We start from the raw sequence: 16,696 nt of genomic DNA on the forward strand, positions 1-16,696 counted from the left end.
CGGGCAGGCCATACCTTGCCCGTGATCAATCGTCGCGGGTCAGGACTTCCAGCAGCTCTATTTCAAACGTCAGATTGGAGCCGGGCTGGATATGGGCACCCATCTTTCTGTCGCCATAGCCCAGGTGAGCAGGGACGAAAAGCTTGCGTTTGCCACCAACCTTCATGCCCATCAGGCCAATGTCCCAGCCCTTGATGACCCGGCCGGTGCCAATTACACACTGAAATGGCTTGCCGCGCTCATGGGATGAGTCGAAGACGGTGCCGTCGTCCAGAACGCCAGTGTAATGAGTGGTGATCAAGGCGCCTTTTACCGCTTCCTTGCCGTCCCCGATATGCAGGTCGGTAATCTGTAGTTCGTTGCTCATGGCCTGATTGTCCTGTGATGGTCGGGGCTGCTTTCTCGCAGAAAAGCCTGTGGGTGGCAAGTTGCGCAAATGAAAACGGGGAAGCTTTCACTTCCCCGTCCGGTGGTCACTGCGTCTTGTGTCACAGGTTCTGTGTGCTGATCACCATGGCTTGGGCGATATTGGCCTTCTGCTCTTCGGTGAAGTGGTCCCAGACATTGACCTTGGCATAGTAACCAAGCCCGGCCAGGCAATACAGGCTCAGGGTGAGCACGATAAAGATCGAAATGAAGGTCCAGCGGCCCTGATCGTCTTCGCGATTGAAATCACGGGAGTAGGGGGTGTCTGCAGAGCGGCGGGATGCAAGCACCGAGGAAAGACGTTTGAACCATTGGAACAGGTGAATCACAACAAGCCGCAGCATTGGAAATAGCCTCAATATCAGAAAACGGAGCTGGCTTTACGGCTTTGTGAGCCAGAAAGCAAAAGCTGAAAACGCAGAAAGCCCGTCAGGGACGGGCTTTCTTTTTATAAGTCGGTTCAAGTCAAGTGGGATGTCGCGACAGGACAGGCTGGCTGCCCATGTTCGATTCCGCACTCGCTTGACGGTATTGCAACATTTTAAGACAAATGAAGGCGTGCAGCTACCGCCTGGCCGCCGTCGTCAGATAACTGGTCGCCTTTGGGCGTGCGACATAGTGTCGCTGGAGGATGACTTACCCATGATCTCAGTCAATCTTTGTAATACTTATTCGACGGGTGAAATATCTTTTTCTATTGTAGGATCTCATCCCGCATTAATTTTCAGGACTATATGAATACCCCTCAGGAGCCTCCTGGTCGCTCTGCTTCATCAACACCCCCCATCTGCTCGCGTGCCCACGCCTCGTTATCGAGCGGATCACTTCATTCAAGCATTGGTTTCTTCACTCTCTTGCAGGGTGTTCGCCCCGTCAGCCTTTTGCCCTCCGGATTTACCGAGCCAAGCCCGGTAACGCCTCGCAGTGCATGCTTGATTCTGCCGATGACATCCTCCCGCCACTTTTTGCACGAGACTGAATGATTCCTATGGAATGGATTGCTGACCCCACGGCATGGCTTGGCCTGCTTACGCTGATCGTGCTTGAACTGGTGCTGGGTATCGACAACCTGGTGTTCATTGCCATCCTGGCCGACAAACTGCCTCCCGAACAGCGCGACAAGGCTCGCGTGATTGGCCTGTCCCTGGCGCTGATCATGCGACTGGGCCTGCTGGCGAGTATTTCCTGGATGGTGACGCTGACCGAGCCTCTGTTCGAGGTGTTCGATCACAGCTTCTCCGGGCGTGACCTGATCATGTTGTTCGGTGGTGTGTTCCTGCTGTTCAAGGCCACGATGGAGTTGCATGAGCGACTCGAAGGCCATGTCAGCCAGCGTGCCGGTAATGCCGCCTATGCCATGTTCTGGCCTATCGTGGCGCAGATCGTGGTGCTGGACGCTGTGTTCTCGCTGGATGCCGTGATTACAGCGGTTGGCATGGTCGAGCACCTGTCGATCATGATGATTGCCGTGATCTTCTCCATCGGCCTGATGCTGGTTGCCAGCAAGCCGCTGACCAAGTTCGTCAACAGCCACCCGACCGTCATCATGCTGTGTCTGGGCTTCCTGATGATGATCGGCTTCAGCCTGACTGCGGAAGGTCTGGGTTTCCACATACCTAAAGGCTACCTGTATGCCGCGATTGGCTTCTCGATCCTGATCGAGGTGTTCAACCAGATCGCTCGCAAGCGCAGCAAGAAGTCTGCCCATGGTCATCTGCCGCGCCGTGAGCGTGCAGCCCATGCGGTGATGCGTCTGCTGGGCGGCCGCAAGCTGGAAGCGGGTGAGGTCGAGGAGGAAATCATCGAAATGATCGAGGGCGAAGGCACTGAGCCTGTCTTTGACCGTCGCGAGCGCGTCATGATCAGCGGCGTCCTGCAACTGGCCGAACGTCAGGTGCGCACCGCCATGACACCGCGTACTGAAGTCGACTACATCGACATTGGTGATGATGCGGAGAAGATCCGCCTCAAGCTGATGCACTCCTCATACTCCAGACTGCCGCTGATCGGCGAGGCTGGCATTGATGAGCCATTGGGCTTTGTGCACAAGAAGGAGTTGTTGAAGGAAATCCTGGCGGGTAACGAACCTGACCTGCGTCTGATGAGCCGCAAGGCGATCAACCTGCTGGATAACTTCACCATCCTCAATGCCCTAGAGCAGATGCGCAAAGAGTCGACTCACATTGCATTCGTGGTCAATGAGTTCGGCGACTTCATCGGTGTCTTGAGCATGACCGATATTCTGGAGTCCATCGCTGGCCAGTTACCTGATGCCAGCGAAGTGGAAGGGCCGGATATCGTGCCGCAGGGTGAGGACTTCCTGGTGTCGGGCGCCTTGAACCTGAGCCTGATCCGCGAGCGGACCGGCTTTCAGGCCAAGGCAACCGATGATTATCAGACCCTGGCCGGCCTGGTCATGAGTCTGCTGGATCGCTTGCCGGTGATCGGTGACAACCTGGACTGGCAAGGCTGGCAACTCAAGGTCGTCGGTGTCGAGGAACGGCGTGTGACGCGGGTTCTGCTGCAAAAGCAACCTGATGCGTAAACCTCTTAAACCTTGAACGTCGGGCGGGGCGGGCACTTTTAGCCCGTTCCGCCCGCGTTTTGCTGTCGGCGGTCAGGCGAACCTGCACTGCCAGTGATGCTTGGTCTATCCTGCCTCATTCCCTGTGGTTTCAACATGCAGTCAACCACGTCCACAAACGGAGACTGCCATGGCCACTGCCTTCCTGTTCAATCCCAATCTGACTTATGATGTTGTTTCAACCCGCAAGTCCTATCCCGTCTGGCGTATCCGCGAGCGCAAGGTCTACGCCTATCTGGAACATGATCCGCGCCGCGACTGGAGTGGCGAGATAGGCACCTTGAGCCTTGGAACCCCACAGCGTCTGGTTGACCATGACGGGCAAACCATCGCCTATATCGTGGGCGCCGAGGTGCGGGACACCAAGGGGCGAAGATTTGCCCTGAACGAAGTCAAGGACTGAGCGGGCTTTTGACTACCGGCGTCGTGGTCGCGAGACCACTGACTCGATATTCTTGCGTCCGATCAACTTCGGCTGGGCTGGTTCTTGAGCTTCGGGCTCATCAATCAGCCATTTGAACATCACCAGGCAATCCACCAACCCCGATTGCCGATGGCGATAGGCGCGTGGCAGGCGTCCCACGGTTGCAAACCCCAGCTTGGTCCACAGGGCAACCGCCGCTTCATTGGTGGACACCACCGAATTGAACTGCATGGCCAGAAAACCGCTTTCGCGAGCCAGTTGCTGAGAGTGCTCGCACATCAGACGCGCCACGCCGCGTCCGCGTGCGGCCTCGGTCACCATATAACCGCAATTGCTGACATGCTTGCCGGGGCCGGCGGCATTGGCCTTGAGGTAATAACTGCCCAGCAACTGGCCGTCTTCTTCAGCGACCAGCGTATGCAAGGGCAATCCCATCCACAGGTCCTGTGCCTGTTCCCGAGTCAGTGCCGGGTCATAAGCGTAGGTTTCCTGTGCTACCACGACAGCCTGAAACGTGGGCCAGAAAATCTCGAAATCGTCGTGGGTCATGGGGCGAATCTGAATCATGGTGCTCCTTGCAGAAGGGCTTGCAGCAGTGGTCTTGTATCGGGCGGGTAGATTTTGCCTGAGCCCCGGATTTTGTACAGTCCGGGTTATGCTTGGGGGGATCCGTTTCTCTCAGTCACCAGCGCACGACACAAAGTCCTCAGCCTTGGAGGTTGCCTGAATACCCTTGGCTTCCTGAGTGCGATACCAGGCTTCGATGGTGAGTTCTTCGCTCAGGCGGGCCTTGATCACGCAGGGTTGTTGTTGTTGCCAGGGATAGTGTTGCAATTGCTCGTTGAGCTTCTTTTCTCCCGAGGTTTTCCAGCCGGTTAGTGCCTGATCGCGCCAGCGGCGAGGGTTGCGGCCAGTGCGGGTGTCGTGGGCGGCGGTAACCGGGTCCAGATGGCGGCTTTGTTCCAGTACCGGAAGGTCGGGCAGGGGCTGGGTGATGTCCATATAGCGTTGCAGGCAATCCCAGAAGGCCAGGGCATTGGCCTTGTCCAGTCCCAGGCTATGCACCTTGGTGGCGAGACAGATTCGGGTATTGGTGTAGCGGTGATAGAGCGTGATCGCATAGTCACGGGAGCCATAACCGCTGGGCAGCGTGGTCAGTACCGGGTCGAACTCTTCAAAAGGCGCGACAAACAGGCGCCGAAAACGCCGCTTGAAACGCAGCATGCCGTCTACCCGATTGAACTCGCTGCCGTCGTGACGGCTGAGGGTGCTGTGCAGCCAGAGCAGGCAATCGAAACCGATGGCACCCATGAAGTACAGGAAAGTGCCGAACCAGAAGGCGATATGCATTTCGCTGTTGCCCCAGAGGGTGCCTTTTAGCCAGAGGACGATGGCTGCACAGATAACGAAGCCGGAAATTTGGACGTGGTGGAGGTACTTGTTTTCGGTCATGTATAGAGTTAAAGCCCCTATCATTAATGCGACCGATAAAAAAGCTATTAGCAATGTAAGTCCAGTGCCGGTATATCCATATCCAAGTTCTTCCTGAATTGGAAAGAAAATCCATATACTCCATGGAAACCATACAAAAGGAAAGCACATTAGCTTGGACAAAAATAACGAGTGTGGAGTATTACTGGAGTTCTGAAAACGCCAACGCTTGGCATCGCAATACACTTCCTGTTTTTCACCACGCTCTTCCTGCCTCTGATAAATCCGATGCTCTTCGCACTCCAGTTGCAGAGTGATTTCCGTAGCCGAGTCCAGCTCTGCGTAATGACCAAAGGCAAGGTGGGTGTCGAACAGGCCATTACGGTTGAGATGGGCATACGATCCTGGTGGTGGCAGTGGGTCCTGACTGTCGCTGCGGTAAGCGCTATTGGCGTAGGCGTTCATATCTGTGACTCGTCGTAATCAGCGCGCGGCGCAAAGTCCTCAGCCTTGGGTGTTGCCTGAATACCCTTGGCTTCCTGAGCGCGGTACCAGGCTTCGATGGTGAGCTCTTCACTCAGGCGGGCTTTGATCACGCAGGGCTGTTGCTGCCAGGGATAGCGTTGCAATTGCTCGTTGAGTTTCTTTTCTCCCGAAGTTTTCCAGCCTGTTATTGCTTGATCGCGCCAGCGACGTGAGTTGCGGCCGGTGCTGGCATCGTGGGCGGCGGTGACGGGGTCCAGATGGCGGCTTTGTTCCAGTACCGGAAGGTCGGGCAGAGGTTGGGTGACGTCCATATAGCGTTGCAGGCAATCCCAGAAGGCCAGAGTGTTGGCCTGATCCAGCCCCAGTGAATGCATCTTGGTTGCCAGAGATATCTTCTTGTTGGTGTAGCGGTGATACAGCGTGATCGTGTAGTCATGAGAGCCGTAGCCACTGGGCAGTAACGTCAGCACCGGATCGAACTCCTCGAAAGGCGCGACAAACAAACGCCGAAAGCGCCGCTTGAAACGCACCATGCCGTCTACCCGATTGAACTCGCTGCCGTCATGGCGGCTGGCCGTACTGTGTAGCCAGAGCAAACAGTCGAAGCCGATGGCGCCCATGAAGTAGAGGAGGGTGCCTAACCAGAAGAAAATATGCATTTCGCTACTGCCGAAGAGAGAGCCTTTTAGCCAGAAGACAAGGCCAGTGCAGATAAGGAGTCCGACAATTTGAATGTAATGAACAGATTTTTTTTCGGTCATGTACAGGGCGAGAGACGTAACCATCAAGCCTACTGATAGCGCGGCTATTAAAACAGCGATTTCAGTCGTCACGTTTCCATATACCAGTTCAAGAATTACTGAATAGAAAGTCCCCATACCCCAAAGAGCCCATATAAAGAAAAAGCTCATTAGCTTAAGCGTAAATAAAATATGCGGTATCTTGCTGGAGTTCTGAAATCGCCAGCGTTTTGCATCACAGTACACTTCCTGTTTTTCACCACCCACTTTCTGCTTCTGATAAATCAGATGTTCTTCGCACTCCAGTTGCAGAGTGATTTCCGTAGCTGAATCCAGCCCGGCGTAATGACCAAAGGCAAGATGCGTGTTGAACAGGCCATTGCAGTTGAGATGGACGTACCATCTTGGTGGCGGCAGTGATCCTTTGTTGTCGCTGCGATAGGCGCTATTGGCGTAGGTAGTATCAATATTTGCGTTCATATACGGTTCTCGATGGTTTCGATTTGCCAATACAGAGGAGGGTTGCTCTCCGGGTTGCCATTGGGTGCTCGGCGGTGGGCAGGCGTAAAAGGCGTCCACTTTTTGGGGTGGGGTTGCGGAAGTAGCAAAGGCGGGCTGCCCGGTTCTGCATGCAATTCGATCTGGGTACTGATTCTCAGCCCTTCGGTTCTGACGGTGCGGCTGATGGGAAAGGTGGTTTCAATGAAAGAGGGCAATACATACAGAACGGTGGTCGCATCCAGTGGCACCGCCGCCAGTTTTGGGTTACCCGCCCTTTGCCAGTGATAGTGCTGGCCAGCGAAGGCCATGCCGGTTTCCATGTGTGATTGAAATTCATGGGCCAGCAGTTGAAAGTGTTGGGCGCTATTGCTGAGCATCCCCAGCAGGGGGGTGCTTAAAGTCACCACCCAATCCTGATCGTCCAGAGCTTGAGCGTTGGGTGTGATGGTTTGTATATGTGTGTTTGTCGGACGCTTGCGTTGCTGGTCGGCGTTTAACAGTGCCTCAAGATGATGTGCTGGGGCTTTTCTGCGCCAGTCGCCGAGTCGCATTGCATTGATCTCGGGTTTGCACAGAAGCCCCGTTAATTGCTGATAGGCAATGAACGGATCTTTTAAATGTAGAAAGTCTTCAGGCGAATCTTCAGCGGCAGAGTCTGTGCCGAGGGGGCCATAACGCACGGCAAGTTCGATTGCATCGTCATCAAATATATTGGCAAGCACTGCTCCGCCAATCACCAATGCTGCCCCGATCAAAAGCGCAAAGGGGTTGATGGTAAGGCCTATGGTATAGGCTAGCCATATTAAATTTCCCGCTGTAATGGTTGCATAACTTGCTGATAGCTCGTAATTACCATCGTTATAGTTTCGATAGCTGTCCCAAGCGCTTATTGCTGCGCTAAATAGTGTGGCTGAACCGCCAATGGCTCGAAGAAGAGGCAGCTTGGGGCTGCCTGTCTGCTTCTCGAGGTTTTTTGCCCAGCGCGACAAAACGTTTGCTACGTTGATGCGCGGCCTAGTTAGTGCGTTTTCGGTGGCTTTACCGAAAAGAAGTTTGCTATGTCCTCCTAGCGCTACAACAAGATCAGCTAAAGCGCTACCCACCCCAAAGGCCCCCCGAAACTTTTCTTCACTAGCATTGAACTCTTCAACCGCATCCACCTGCACCACCAAGTTAAAAACCGCAAACCCCACCATCAACGTAGGCACCACCCTGGTCTTCTCCAGTCCCTGAGTCAGCGCCCCAAAATTCACCCGGAAGTTGCTGTAGTGCGCCAGTTCGGGGTGGCTCTCAGGGATGGCAAGCACCATGACATTACGCAGCATCGGGGCGTTCTTGCCTTGGCCTTTGGCGCTGGTGCTGCCCAGGGTTTCGCCGGACTGGCTGTGCAGGGTGGCGTAGCGGTAGTTCTTGCGGGTCAGTTCGCTGCGTTCGCTGTCGGTCAGGCCTCTGCGCAAGCCTGCGCCCTGAACGCCGATGACCACATAGTTCCCGGCCAGTGCTTCGCCCATGGGCATCAGGCGGATTTCAGCCATCTTTTTCGAGAGAGCCGAGAGGGTGTTAAAGGTCGGCATGAAGAGCCGGTCGAGTTTGATCTTGAGACTGCTGTTGGACAGCCGACGGAGTTGCGCCACGACGCTGGCACCGAAAATATCCAGCAGGTCGCCCATGAAGTACGCGAAGGTCTTGCCCAGGCCGGGCCAATCCACTTTGTCGACAAAGGAGGCGCTGAGCATCAGGGTGCTCAGGCCCATGGCTTGTGGCTCGGCTGGTTGATCAAGGTCGCGCAGGGCAATCAGGCGCTTGAGCAGTTCGGGAGGTTGCCCGGCGTCTGTGGCCAGCAGCATGGCGCCCAGTGGGTGCTCGGCCTGCAGGATGTTCTTGACCAGGGTTCTGATGGAGGTTTCCAGCTCTGTAACGTCCATGCCGGTCAGCAAGGCATCCGCCTGAGCAGGCGTGTACTCAAGCGCGCCCAGAGCATTTGCCATCAGGCTGTAAGGTTCCAGCAACGCTTCGTCGTGGCGATGGGTCCAGTCCATCAGGACGGCGGGCAGTTTTTTGTCGAGCACGTCGACCAGTCGCGCAAGGTGTGCGGCCAGCGATTTGCGTCCGAACTTGCGCTCCTGCTCAAACACCGTTTCATAAAACCTCGGCAGGTCAATCCGGCCTTTCAGGTAAGCGTAATTTCCACCCACAGCGCTATACAGCACCTGCGCATAACGTCCGTGTGGCTGGAAGGCAATCAGGGCGTTCAAAGTTTGCAGATAGGAAACACAGTCGCGTATCTGGGCGGTCGCGTGGCGAACGGTAAACAGCGGGTCTTCAAGAATGAGGGCGACCAGATGGGTGTTGTCCCGCAACTGGTAGCTGTCCAGCAGATCGACGCCTGCTTCCACGTCTGGCAGTGGCGCAGGCGGTTGCTGTTTGAGGTGATGCGCCAATTGCTCCTGGCGGCTTTGCAAACGTTTGAGCAATGTCTCATCGCTGAACGCTGCAAACTCCGGGGTGAAATCCAGCGGGTCCTGCAGGGCGCTTTCACTATTGAAATCCCTGGCCCGCAAGCCTTTGCGGATACGGCTGACTGGCAGGCTCGGGTTGTCCTGTGTGGTTTTCCAGTGCTCCGAACCCACTACAGCGGTGTCCCAGATTCGCGCAATATGCTGACAGCGAACCTTGATCCGGCTGGCGTCGCTTTCAAGCCATTGGATGTATTCCCAGCTCCAGGGCAGTTCGCTGTAGGCCATGCGCAACTGATCGGCGACGAAGCGGCCCTGCAATAGCATCGGCAGCAGAATCACCTGCTGTTTGACGGCCACCGGGTCGCGCTGGTCGGCATTGCCGAGTTGTTGCGCGATCGTGCGCCAGTGCGCGACATCCACCTCGAACAACTGGCCCTGGCCATCGGTTTCCAGCTCTCGCCATAAAACGTTGCGCCAGAACACATAAATGCGGCCCCGACGTGGCAGGCCGCCCCGAGGGTATTCAGTGGGCTTGTCATAACCCGGAAGGCGAGCCAGGGGCAGGACGGAGAGCAGTGTATTGCGCTGAATGGTTTCCTCTTCCCGGGTGCTTTGAGCATCGGGGAGCAGGGGGATTTGCAGCAGGCCGCCGTCGGTGCGGGGAATCTGCAGCGCCAGCCGCGCATTCTGGTCATTCAGGTACTCGGTTTTCTTGCGTGTGCCCTGGGTGATTGGCTTGTCGTTGAACGTGCTCATGGCTGCTGCTCCGGCCCTGTCAGGATCAACTGGCTGCCATGATCGAGATTGCCCCAGACATCGACTGTCATTGTTTTTCTCCCGCCAGCAATATTTTGCGGTAACCGCAATCGTTGACCAGGCAATTTAATGGCGTACCGCTTTTATGGTTCTGACACCGCTCGACGATGGGGGCGTGACCTCTCAGGCTCTGCATCAGCAGTTGCCCCGGCTTTTCCGTCGCTGCCCGTTCTGACAGGCCTGGTAGCAAAGGCATTGCCGTGGTTCCAATACCGGGGCTGACGGCTTCATTGGTCCTGACCAGCGGCCCGTTCATCATCACCCCGCTGTGATCGATCTTGATAAAGCTGCCACCGACCTTGAGGGTCAGTTCCATGCCTGCATCGATCACCAGCTTGTCGCCGGACTTGATATGTATTTCCTGTCCGGCTTCGACCAGTTGTGCCACGCCCACCTTGATGTGCTGAACCTGAGCGATGTTCAAATGATCGTTCGCCCGGATTTCCACCTTGCGGTCGGCTTCGACGGTGCAGTGTTCTTCGGCCTTGAATTCGCTGTAGCTGTTGGCCTCGACCCGGTCGAGGCGCTCATTGCCGACCTGGATCTTCTGGTCGTGACCAATGCTCTGGTCCCAGTTGCGCTGGGCGTGGATGAAGATCTGTTCCTGATCCTTGCGGTCCTCGATGCGCAGCTCGTTGGAGCCACCGCCGCCGGGGCTGCTCAGGGTCTTGAAGACGCTGCGGGTGCGGTGTTCGGGCAGGCTGTAGGGCGGGGTGTTTTCGGCGTGGTAGAGGCAGCCGGTGACCAGTGGTTGATCGGGGTCGCCTTCCAGAAAAGTCACCAGCACTTCCATGCCGACCCGTGGCAACACGACAGCACCATAGCGATTGCCCGCCCAACCGGACGACACCCGCAGCCAGCAACTGCTTCTGGCATCCTGCTGGCCCTCGCGGTCCCAGTGGAACTGCACCTTGATCCGGCCATGTTTGTCGCAATGGATTTCCTGATCCTGCGGGCCGGTGACTATTGCCGTCTGGCTGCCCGAAATACGGGGTTTGGGGTGACGAAGAGGCGTGCGGTAGAAAGCGTCCCAAGGCGTGCCCCGGAAGGTATTGCGATAGCCCTGTCTGGCTGGTTGCTGTCTTTGACCTGCCGTTTCTTCCAGCACCTGAGGCTGATGACCTTCGTGGTGCACTTCGGTCAGCAGCCAGAGCTGATTCCAGTCTCTCTGTGGATGCCTGTTCAGGTCCAGAAAGTGGCCGCTAACCAGCCGTGGTTGATCGCTATGGCCTTCGGCGAGGCGGTAATCATGACGATGACGTTCCAGTGCCCGCTTGGTCAGCATGTTGCCGCGCTCACGGTCGGTGAAACGGGCCGGGTAATCGTAATCCTCAAGATCCGGTAGGGTCTGGTGATCGACTGTGCTTTCAAGAGGCGCTCGTGGTTTCTGAAAGTCATAATCCCGCCGCGTGGTGCGAGTGCTGCGGGTTTCCAGGCGGACATTGAAACGTTTGACCACTGGCCCGTCGGGCGGCATTCCGCTGTCCTGTCGATAGCTCAGAGGCGCTAGCCTGGGAAAGACTGTCTGGTCATCGCCGAATACCAGCCGGTGCATGCTTGGGCTGTGCTGGAAGTGATAGTGCAGGCCTTCTTCTTCACAGAGACGCTGGATGAAATGCAGGTCCGATTCGTCGTACTGCACGCAGTATTCGCGCTTTGGGTAGGGCAGGCCGAGCTGGAAGTGATAGCGGTCGGCAAGGATGCCGTGGTCCTGTAGAACCCGGGCAATGATGTCGGGCACGGACTGCTGCTGGAAGATGCGCTGATTGATGCGATGGCCCAGGTACGACAGCTGAGGTCGCAGGGTCATTGCGTAGTGGGTCAGACGTTTGCGGGAATCGCCCTGGGCGATGCGGTCGATCAAACCATGCACGCCAATGTCGTTGGGGCCGAACTGCAGAAAGGCCGGACGGTGCAGGAGGTTGTCCAGGGCCAGCACGGGATCTTCGCTGACCAGTTCCAGCTCAAAGGCAAAGGGCTGGCTGATGGCCTCTGTGCCGGTAAAGGCCAGTACCTTGAAGTCGTGTTTGACGTCTTGCAGGTGCAGGCTGAAATGCGCTTGATGGGCGGGTGCGGGCATTACCTGCTTCTCCATATCTGAATGAGCGACAACCTGAGCCCTATCGATTCTGCTGAATCGATAGGGCTGTTATTCAGGCTTAGGCTCTTATTGGAAAGCGCAAGTCGTCAGACCCTGAGCTCTTGGCCATCAGATGGGTCCAGGTTATTTTGCTGTAGGCGATATGAACGTCTTGCAAGTGGCTGGAATGCGCGTTGGCTGGATCCTGGCTGCTAAGCATGTAGTCTTTGATTTCCACAATGACGGCGTCTTCCAGGGAGGTGGTGTAATAGTGCTCCAGCACGCCATCCGCAATGCGATACCAGTGTATTTCGACCAGAGGCAGGCGTTCGTTGGAGGCCAGTGCTGCCTGCAGCATCGGTGAAGCTCTGTCGAATATCTTGGTAATGCAGAGGGGTTTGTGAATGCGTGTGGTGGCAGGCTGGCTTGACTGTAAATCACAAGGAACGGTGATCACATGGCTGACAGCCTGGATCATGAACTGATCTTCATGCTCCTTCTTATAAGTGTTTCCAACCGATTCAAAAGTTAAGGCCTTTTCAGTGATCAGGCCTTGTCTGGAACCTTTTATAGACATGTAAACAGGTGTGGCCATCGATACTCTCCTTGCAAAAAAATAAGCGTCCGGCAGCGTAATTCGCCTGGGGATCGATAGGGGTAATACCAAGAAGTATGCCAGTTTTTGTTTTTCCTTTTAAAACATAAAGTTGGCTTTTTTCTAGTTTTAAGGTGAGTGGTTTTTAATAGTCGAACTGCGCAAGTTATTGCGCATCTGCGCAATTTTTTGCATGCGGAATCTTACGTGCCTGTTTATGGGCGGTCCGGGGCTTTATTCGCAATTATATTCGCACTATGTTGTGCAGGGTTTTGCGCATGATGGCCTTTTTGCCGTGTTGTCATATGTTGCTGACGCAAGGTTGTTGCTATCTAGGTTGACGATCCTGAAATTTCGAGGGCTGTTGTAAATCTTTTCTATATTTGACTGTAGGAATATTCCGAAAGTTTATGGTGTATCCCTTTCGTGCTTGTTAAAGAGTTTTTTCAAAGCTAGTGTGCGCATCGTGATGGGTGCAAGGCACTTTCTGGTTTTTACATGTTGTCTGTGTGATAGACAAACGGTTTCAGGGATGAAGATTGATTAATGACTTACTCGGACAAGCTTTCCAGTCGTTACCTTGAACTTGTCGAACACCCTGTTTCCGAAGAGTGTCCAGAAGGTGAGGATGTTCGTTTTTCAGCCGAGTTCGAAACCCTTGAGGGTGAGCTGGGTAAAGTGTACTCCTTGCATGGGAGTGTTCAGATCGACTGGTTGAGAGTGCGTGAGGTCAGTGAACTTATCCTGCGTGAATGCTCGAAAGATCTTCGCGTTGCAGTGTGGTTAACGTGGTCCTTGTATCAATGTGAATCATTTCCCGGCTTGTTGGCGGGCGTGAACCTGCTTCATCATCTCTGCAGTCATCGCTGGCAGGTTCTTCATCCTCGTAAACTGCGAACCCGAACGGCTTCACTTAACTGGTTAGTGCCTCGGCTTGAGCAGGTGCTTGTCGATGATGTATCCGTTACTGCACAGTTACCGTTGTTTCAAAAACTGGTTGAAGCACTTGAAGCGCTGGACACGTTGCTGTCGAGTTATCTGGGCGATGAAGCCCCACTGCTTTTACCTGTTCGTCGCAGGCTTGCGGCGATGGTCAAGCATGCTGTCGAAAGCAAAGCCGATACAGAGAACCTGGTTGTTCAGGTAAAGCAGGCTGCCGCCAGGATTTTTAAAAGTGATGTCACCATTGAAAATGAAAGGGACGCACAGAAGGCCTTAAAAGGACAGCAGGAAAGTGCGCAGAAATTGTGTGCCTGGTGGTTGCGTCAAAAATCGACCGATGTGCGAGCCCTGTACCTGAGTCGTACGGTGTCGTGGTTAGGTATCGATAAATTACCTGAGTGCAATGTCAGGCAAATAACAGCATTGCATGCTTTGCCAGCGGATAAGTTGCGCAGTTATGGCGAGCGTTTTCAGCAAGGGCATTACGCGGATCTGGTGGTTGATGTTGAGGCCAGTCTTGCACTGACCCCCTTCTGGTTTGATGGACAGCGACTGGTATGGGAGTGCTTGCGTGCGTTGAAGGCCGACCTGGCAATGCGGGAGGTGGAAATCCTTTTTGCCCTTTTCCTGCAGCGCCTTCCGGGCATCTGTGAGCTGAAGTTTCAGGATGGGTCGCCTTTTGCCGATGATGATACTCACCGCTGGATCAATGAGCAGGTCATGCCTCATGTCCAGATTGATAGTCCTGTTGAAAGCCTTGAGGAAACCGTTGCACAGCCTGAATGGGAAGTAGCGTTACAAGAGGCTCTATCTGTTTTGCGCAGTGAGGGGCTCAAAGCGGCTGTTCAGATACTTAAACAGAAATTACAGATTGCCCAGAGTCAGCGAGACCGTTTTTATTGGCAGTTTGCTCTGGCCCAGCTTTGTTATACCGCCAAGAAATATGAGCTCGCCAAGAGTCAGCTGGAAATACTGGATCAATATTTACAGGACTCAGGGTTTCATACATGGGAACCAGAGCTATCCCTGAAAGTGCTGCACACATTGAATAGCTGTTATGAATGCTTGCCGCAGAGCAATGTGGTAAGGGAACGCAAGGATGAAATATATCGCAGGCTTTGTCACCTCGATCTTGAGGTGTTACTTGGGTAAGCCTTGAAGGCTGGAACGGTAAGGGAGAAACGTATGGCAAAAAAAGGTTCTGTTGCACCTAAAGAGCGTATCAATGTCACCTTCAGACCTGCTATTGGAGGGGCAAAGGAAGAGATTGAACTTCCCTTGAAGTTGCTGGTGCTGGGAGATTTCACGCAGCGCGCCGATGAGCGCAAGCTTGAAGATCGTAAAGCGATAAGCATCGATAAAAACAATTTTGATGCTGTACTGGAGAAGCAGGAGTTGACGCTGGCGTTGAATGTACACAACCGTCTTCAAGAGACTGATGGCAATGAAGAGTTAGGCATCAATATCCGTATCCGTTCACTCAAGGATTTCAATCCGGTCAGTCTGGTAGAGCAGGTTCCCGAGCTGAAAAGTCTTATGGAATTGCGCAATGCCCTTATGGCGCTCAAGGGACCTTTGGGGAACGCGCCTGCTTTTCGTAAAGCGATTGAAAGCGTGCTTGCCGATACCGAATCCCGCAACCGTGTACTGGGTGAGTTGGGTCTGGGTATTGCTGCATCGGAAAACGCCTGAGTTATACGCATAAGGAAATCAATCTAATGAGTGCTAAAGCGCTACGGTCAGAAAATGACAACGCTGTAGAGTATGGGGTTCTTGATCAGATCATTGCTGAAACAAAACTGACTCCCGGCGACGAAGCATATGATATCGCCAGGCGCGGAGTTGCAGCGTTCATTGAGGAACTGCTGAAGCCACACAACAGCAAGGAGCCTGTAAAAAAGGCACTGGTTGATCGCATGATCGCCGAAATCGATACCCGGCTCAGTCAGCAAATGGATGAGATCCTGCATCACAAGGACTTTCAGGCGCTGGAAGCTTCATGGCGTGGTCTTCAATTGCTGGTGGACCGTACTGACTTTCGTGAAAATATAAAGATCGAAGTATTGAACGTCTCCCGGCAAGACTTGCTGGATGATTTTGAAGATTCACCAGAAGTCATGCAGTCAGGCCTTTATAAGCATGTCTATACCGCTGAATATGGTCAGTTCGGTGGTAAGCCGGTTGGCGCGATCATCGCCAACTACTTTTTTTCGCCAAGTTCGCCTGACGTGAAAACCCTGCAGTATGTATCGAGTGTTGCCTGCATGGCCCATGCGCCATTTATCGCCGCTGCCGGTCCCGGCTTTTTTGGTCTTGAGCAGTTCACAGGGTTACCTGACCTCAAGGACCTGAAAGATCACTTCGATGGTCCGCAATTCGCCAAATGGCAAAGTTTTCGCCAGCAGGAAGACGCTCGTTACTGTGCCTTGACGGTGCCACGTTTTCTGCTGCGTACCCCCTATGATCCGCAAGAGAACCCGGTCAAGACGTTTGTCTACAGAGAAAACGTTTCCGGTAGTCATGAGCACTACTTATGGGGCAATACGGCCTATGCATTTGCTACCCGCCTGACCGACAGTTTTGCCAGGTTCCGCTGGTGTCCGAATATTATCGGCCCTCAGAGTGGTGGTGCTGTCGAGGATCTGCCGCTGCACCATTTCCATAGCATGGGTGAAATAGAGACCAAAATACCTACCGAGGTCCTGGTTTCCGATCGTCGTGAGTACGAGCTTGCCGAAGAGGGCTTCATCGCTCTGACCATGCGCAAGGGCAGTGATAACGCAGCCTTTTTCTCGGCCAGCTCCGTGCAGAAACCCAAGTTCTTCGGCATCAGCGCTGAGAGTAAAGCGGCTGAGTTGAACTACAGACTGGGCACTCAGCTTCCCTACATGATGATCGTCAACCGGCTGGCGCATTATCTCAAAGTGCTGCAGCGTGAACAGCTTGGTTCCTGGAAGGAGCGTGCCGATCTTGAGCTTGAACTGAACAAGTGGATCGGTCAGTACGTGGCCGATCAGGAAAATCCGAGCGTTGATGTGCGCGGCAGTCGTCCATTACGTGCTGCGCAGATCACCGTCAGTAATGTTGAAGGCGAGCCGGGTTGGTACCGGGTCAACCTGAGCGTGCGGCCTCACTTCAAATACATGGGGGCGGACTTTACGCTTTCTCTGGTCGGCAAGCTGGACAAGGAATAACCGTATGCAGGCTGAAGG

Annotated in this window: 13 protein-coding genes; 5 read left to right on the forward strand and 8 right to left on the reverse strand. The window is 54.4% G+C overall.

The features are described from left to right. Positions 1-25: 25 nt before the first annotated feature. Positions 26-367, reverse strand: coding sequence for an FKBP-type peptidyl-prolyl cis-trans isomerase (locus tag KGD89_RS11925; protein WP_025260009.1), 342 nt, complete (start codon positions 365-367; stop codon positions 26-28). Between the two features lie 121 nt (positions 368-488). Then, positions 489-770, reverse strand: a complete 282-nt coding sequence (locus tag KGD89_RS11930) for a hypothetical protein (RefSeq protein WP_025260010.1) — start codon at positions 768-770, stop codon at positions 489-491. Between the two features lie 644 nt (positions 771-1,414). Here KGD89_RS11930 and KGD89_RS11935 point away from each other — a divergent pair. After that, complete coding sequence (locus KGD89_RS11935) at positions 1,415-2,971, forward strand: TerC family protein (protein WP_025260011.1); 1,557 nt, start codon at positions 1,415-1,417, stop codon at positions 2,969-2,971. Positions 2,972-3,140: 169 nt separating this feature from the next. Beyond that, positions 3,141-3,413 (forward strand): hypothetical protein, encoded by a 273-nt coding sequence (locus tag KGD89_RS11940; RefSeq protein ID WP_025260012.1) that lies wholly within the window; start codon positions 3,141-3,143, stop codon positions 3,411-3,413. 12 nt (positions 3,414-3,425) lie between these two features. Here KGD89_RS11940 and KGD89_RS11945 read toward each other — a convergent pair whose 3' ends face one another. From KGD89_RS11945 to KGD89_RS11970, 6 genes are all read right to left on the reverse strand, one after another. Continuing rightward, positions 3,426-4,001: a GNAT family N-acetyltransferase gene (locus KGD89_RS11945; protein WP_025260013.1), complete on the reverse strand. Its 576-nt coding sequence runs from the start codon at positions 3,999-4,001 to the stop codon at positions 3,426-3,428. Positions 4,002-4,112: 111 nt separating this feature from the next. Continuing rightward, entirely contained in the window at positions 4,113-4,745 is a 633-nt protein-coding gene (locus KGD89_RS11950) for a hypothetical protein (RefSeq protein WP_025260014.1), read from the reverse strand. A 581-nt stretch (positions 4,746-5,326) separates the two neighbouring features. Then, positions 5,327-6,571, reverse strand: coding sequence for an MFS transporter (locus KGD89_RS25995; RefSeq protein WP_236250067.1), 1,245 nt, complete (start codon positions 6,569-6,571; stop codon positions 5,327-5,329). Next, positions 6,568-9,807 (reverse strand): hypothetical protein, encoded by a 3,240-nt coding sequence (locus tag KGD89_RS11960; RefSeq protein WP_025260017.1) that lies wholly within the window; start codon positions 9,805-9,807, stop codon positions 6,568-6,570. Before KGD89_RS11960 ends, KGD89_RS25995 begins: the two co-directional genes overlap by 4 nt. Before the next feature lie 67 nt (positions 9,808-9,874). After that, on the reverse strand, positions 9,875-11,947 hold the full coding sequence (gene tssI, locus KGD89_RS11965; RefSeq protein ID WP_025260018.1) for a type VI secretion system Vgr family protein: 2,073 nt from the start codon (positions 11,945-11,947) through the stop codon (positions 9,875-9,877). Between the two features lie 79 nt (positions 11,948-12,026). After that, a complete protein-coding gene (locus tag KGD89_RS11970; RefSeq protein WP_025260019.1) occupies positions 12,027-12,542 on the reverse strand; it encodes an Hcp family type VI secretion system effector in 516 nt (171 codons plus the stop codon). Positions 12,543-13,088: 546 nt separating this feature from the next. Between KGD89_RS11970 and tssA the strand changes: the two genes are divergently transcribed. Genes tssA through tssC form a run of 3 tightly spaced genes read left to right on the forward strand, consistent with a single transcriptional unit; the run spans position 13,089 to position 16,678 of the window. Then, positions 13,089-14,636: a type VI secretion system protein TssA gene (gene tssA / locus KGD89_RS11975; RefSeq protein ID WP_025260020.1), complete on the forward strand. Its 1,548-nt coding sequence runs from the start codon at positions 13,089-13,091 to the stop codon at positions 14,634-14,636. Between the two features lie 33 nt (positions 14,637-14,669). Beyond that, entirely contained in the window at positions 14,670-15,176 is a 507-nt protein-coding gene (gene tssB, locus KGD89_RS11980) for a type VI secretion system contractile sheath small subunit (protein WP_025260021.1), read from the forward strand. A gap of 26 nt (positions 15,177-15,202) precedes the next feature. After that, positions 15,203-16,678, forward strand: coding sequence for a type VI secretion system contractile sheath large subunit (gene tssC, locus KGD89_RS11985; RefSeq protein ID WP_025260022.1), 1,476 nt, complete (start codon positions 15,203-15,205; stop codon positions 16,676-16,678). The last annotated feature ends 18 nt before the right edge of the window (positions 16,679-16,696 follow it).

Origin of the sequence: Pseudomonas cichorii (genome assembly GCF_018343775.1) — a bacterium.
In the GTDB taxonomy this organism is placed as follows: Bacteria; Pseudomonadota; Gammaproteobacteria; order Pseudomonadales; family Pseudomonadaceae; genus Aquipseudomonas; species Aquipseudomonas cichorii.

Coding starts and splice junctions, on each gene's coding strand:
- tssC (WP_025260022.1), top strand. CDS start 15,203: ATGAGTGCTAAAGCGCTACGGTCAGAAAATGACAACGCTGTAGAGTAT.
- KGD89_RS11950 (WP_025260014.1), bottom strand. CDS start 4,745: ATGGGTGCCATCGGTTTCGATTGCCTGCTCTGGCTGCACAGCACCCTC.
- KGD89_RS11945 (WP_025260013.1), bottom strand. CDS start 4,001: ATGATTCAGATTCGCCCCATGACCCACGACGATTTCGAGATTTTCTGG.
- tssA (WP_025260020.1), top strand. CDS start 13,089: ATGACTTACTCGGACAAGCTTTCCAGTCGTTACCTTGAACTTGTCGAA.
- KGD89_RS11935 (WP_025260011.1), top strand. CDS start 1,415: ATGGAATGGATTGCTGACCCCACGGCATGGCTTGGCCTGCTTACGCTG.
- KGD89_RS11940 (WP_025260012.1), top strand. CDS start 3,141: ATGGCCACTGCCTTCCTGTTCAATCCCAATCTGACTTATGATGTTGTT.
- KGD89_RS11930 (WP_025260010.1), bottom strand. CDS start 770: ATGCTGCGGCTTGTTGTGATTCACCTGTTCCAATGGTTCAAACGTCTT.
- KGD89_RS25995 (WP_236250067.1), bottom strand. CDS start 6,571: ATGAACGCAAATATTGATACTACCTACGCCAATAGCGCCTATCGCAGC.
- KGD89_RS11970 (WP_025260019.1), bottom strand. CDS start 12,542: ATGGCCACACCTGTTTACATGTCTATAAAAGGTTCCAGACAAGGCCTG.
- tssI (WP_025260018.1), bottom strand. CDS start 11,947: ATGCCCGCACCCGCCCATCAAGCGCATTTCAGCCTGCACCTGCAAGAC.
- KGD89_RS11960 (WP_025260017.1), bottom strand. CDS start 9,807: ATGAGCACGTTCAACGACAAGCCAATCACCCAGGGCACACGCAAGAAA.
- KGD89_RS11925 (WP_025260009.1), bottom strand. CDS start 367: ATGAGCAACGAACTACAGATTACCGACCTGCATATCGGGGACGGCAAG.
- tssB (WP_025260021.1), top strand. CDS start 14,670: ATGGCAAAAAAAGGTTCTGTTGCACCTAAAGAGCGTATCAATGTCACC.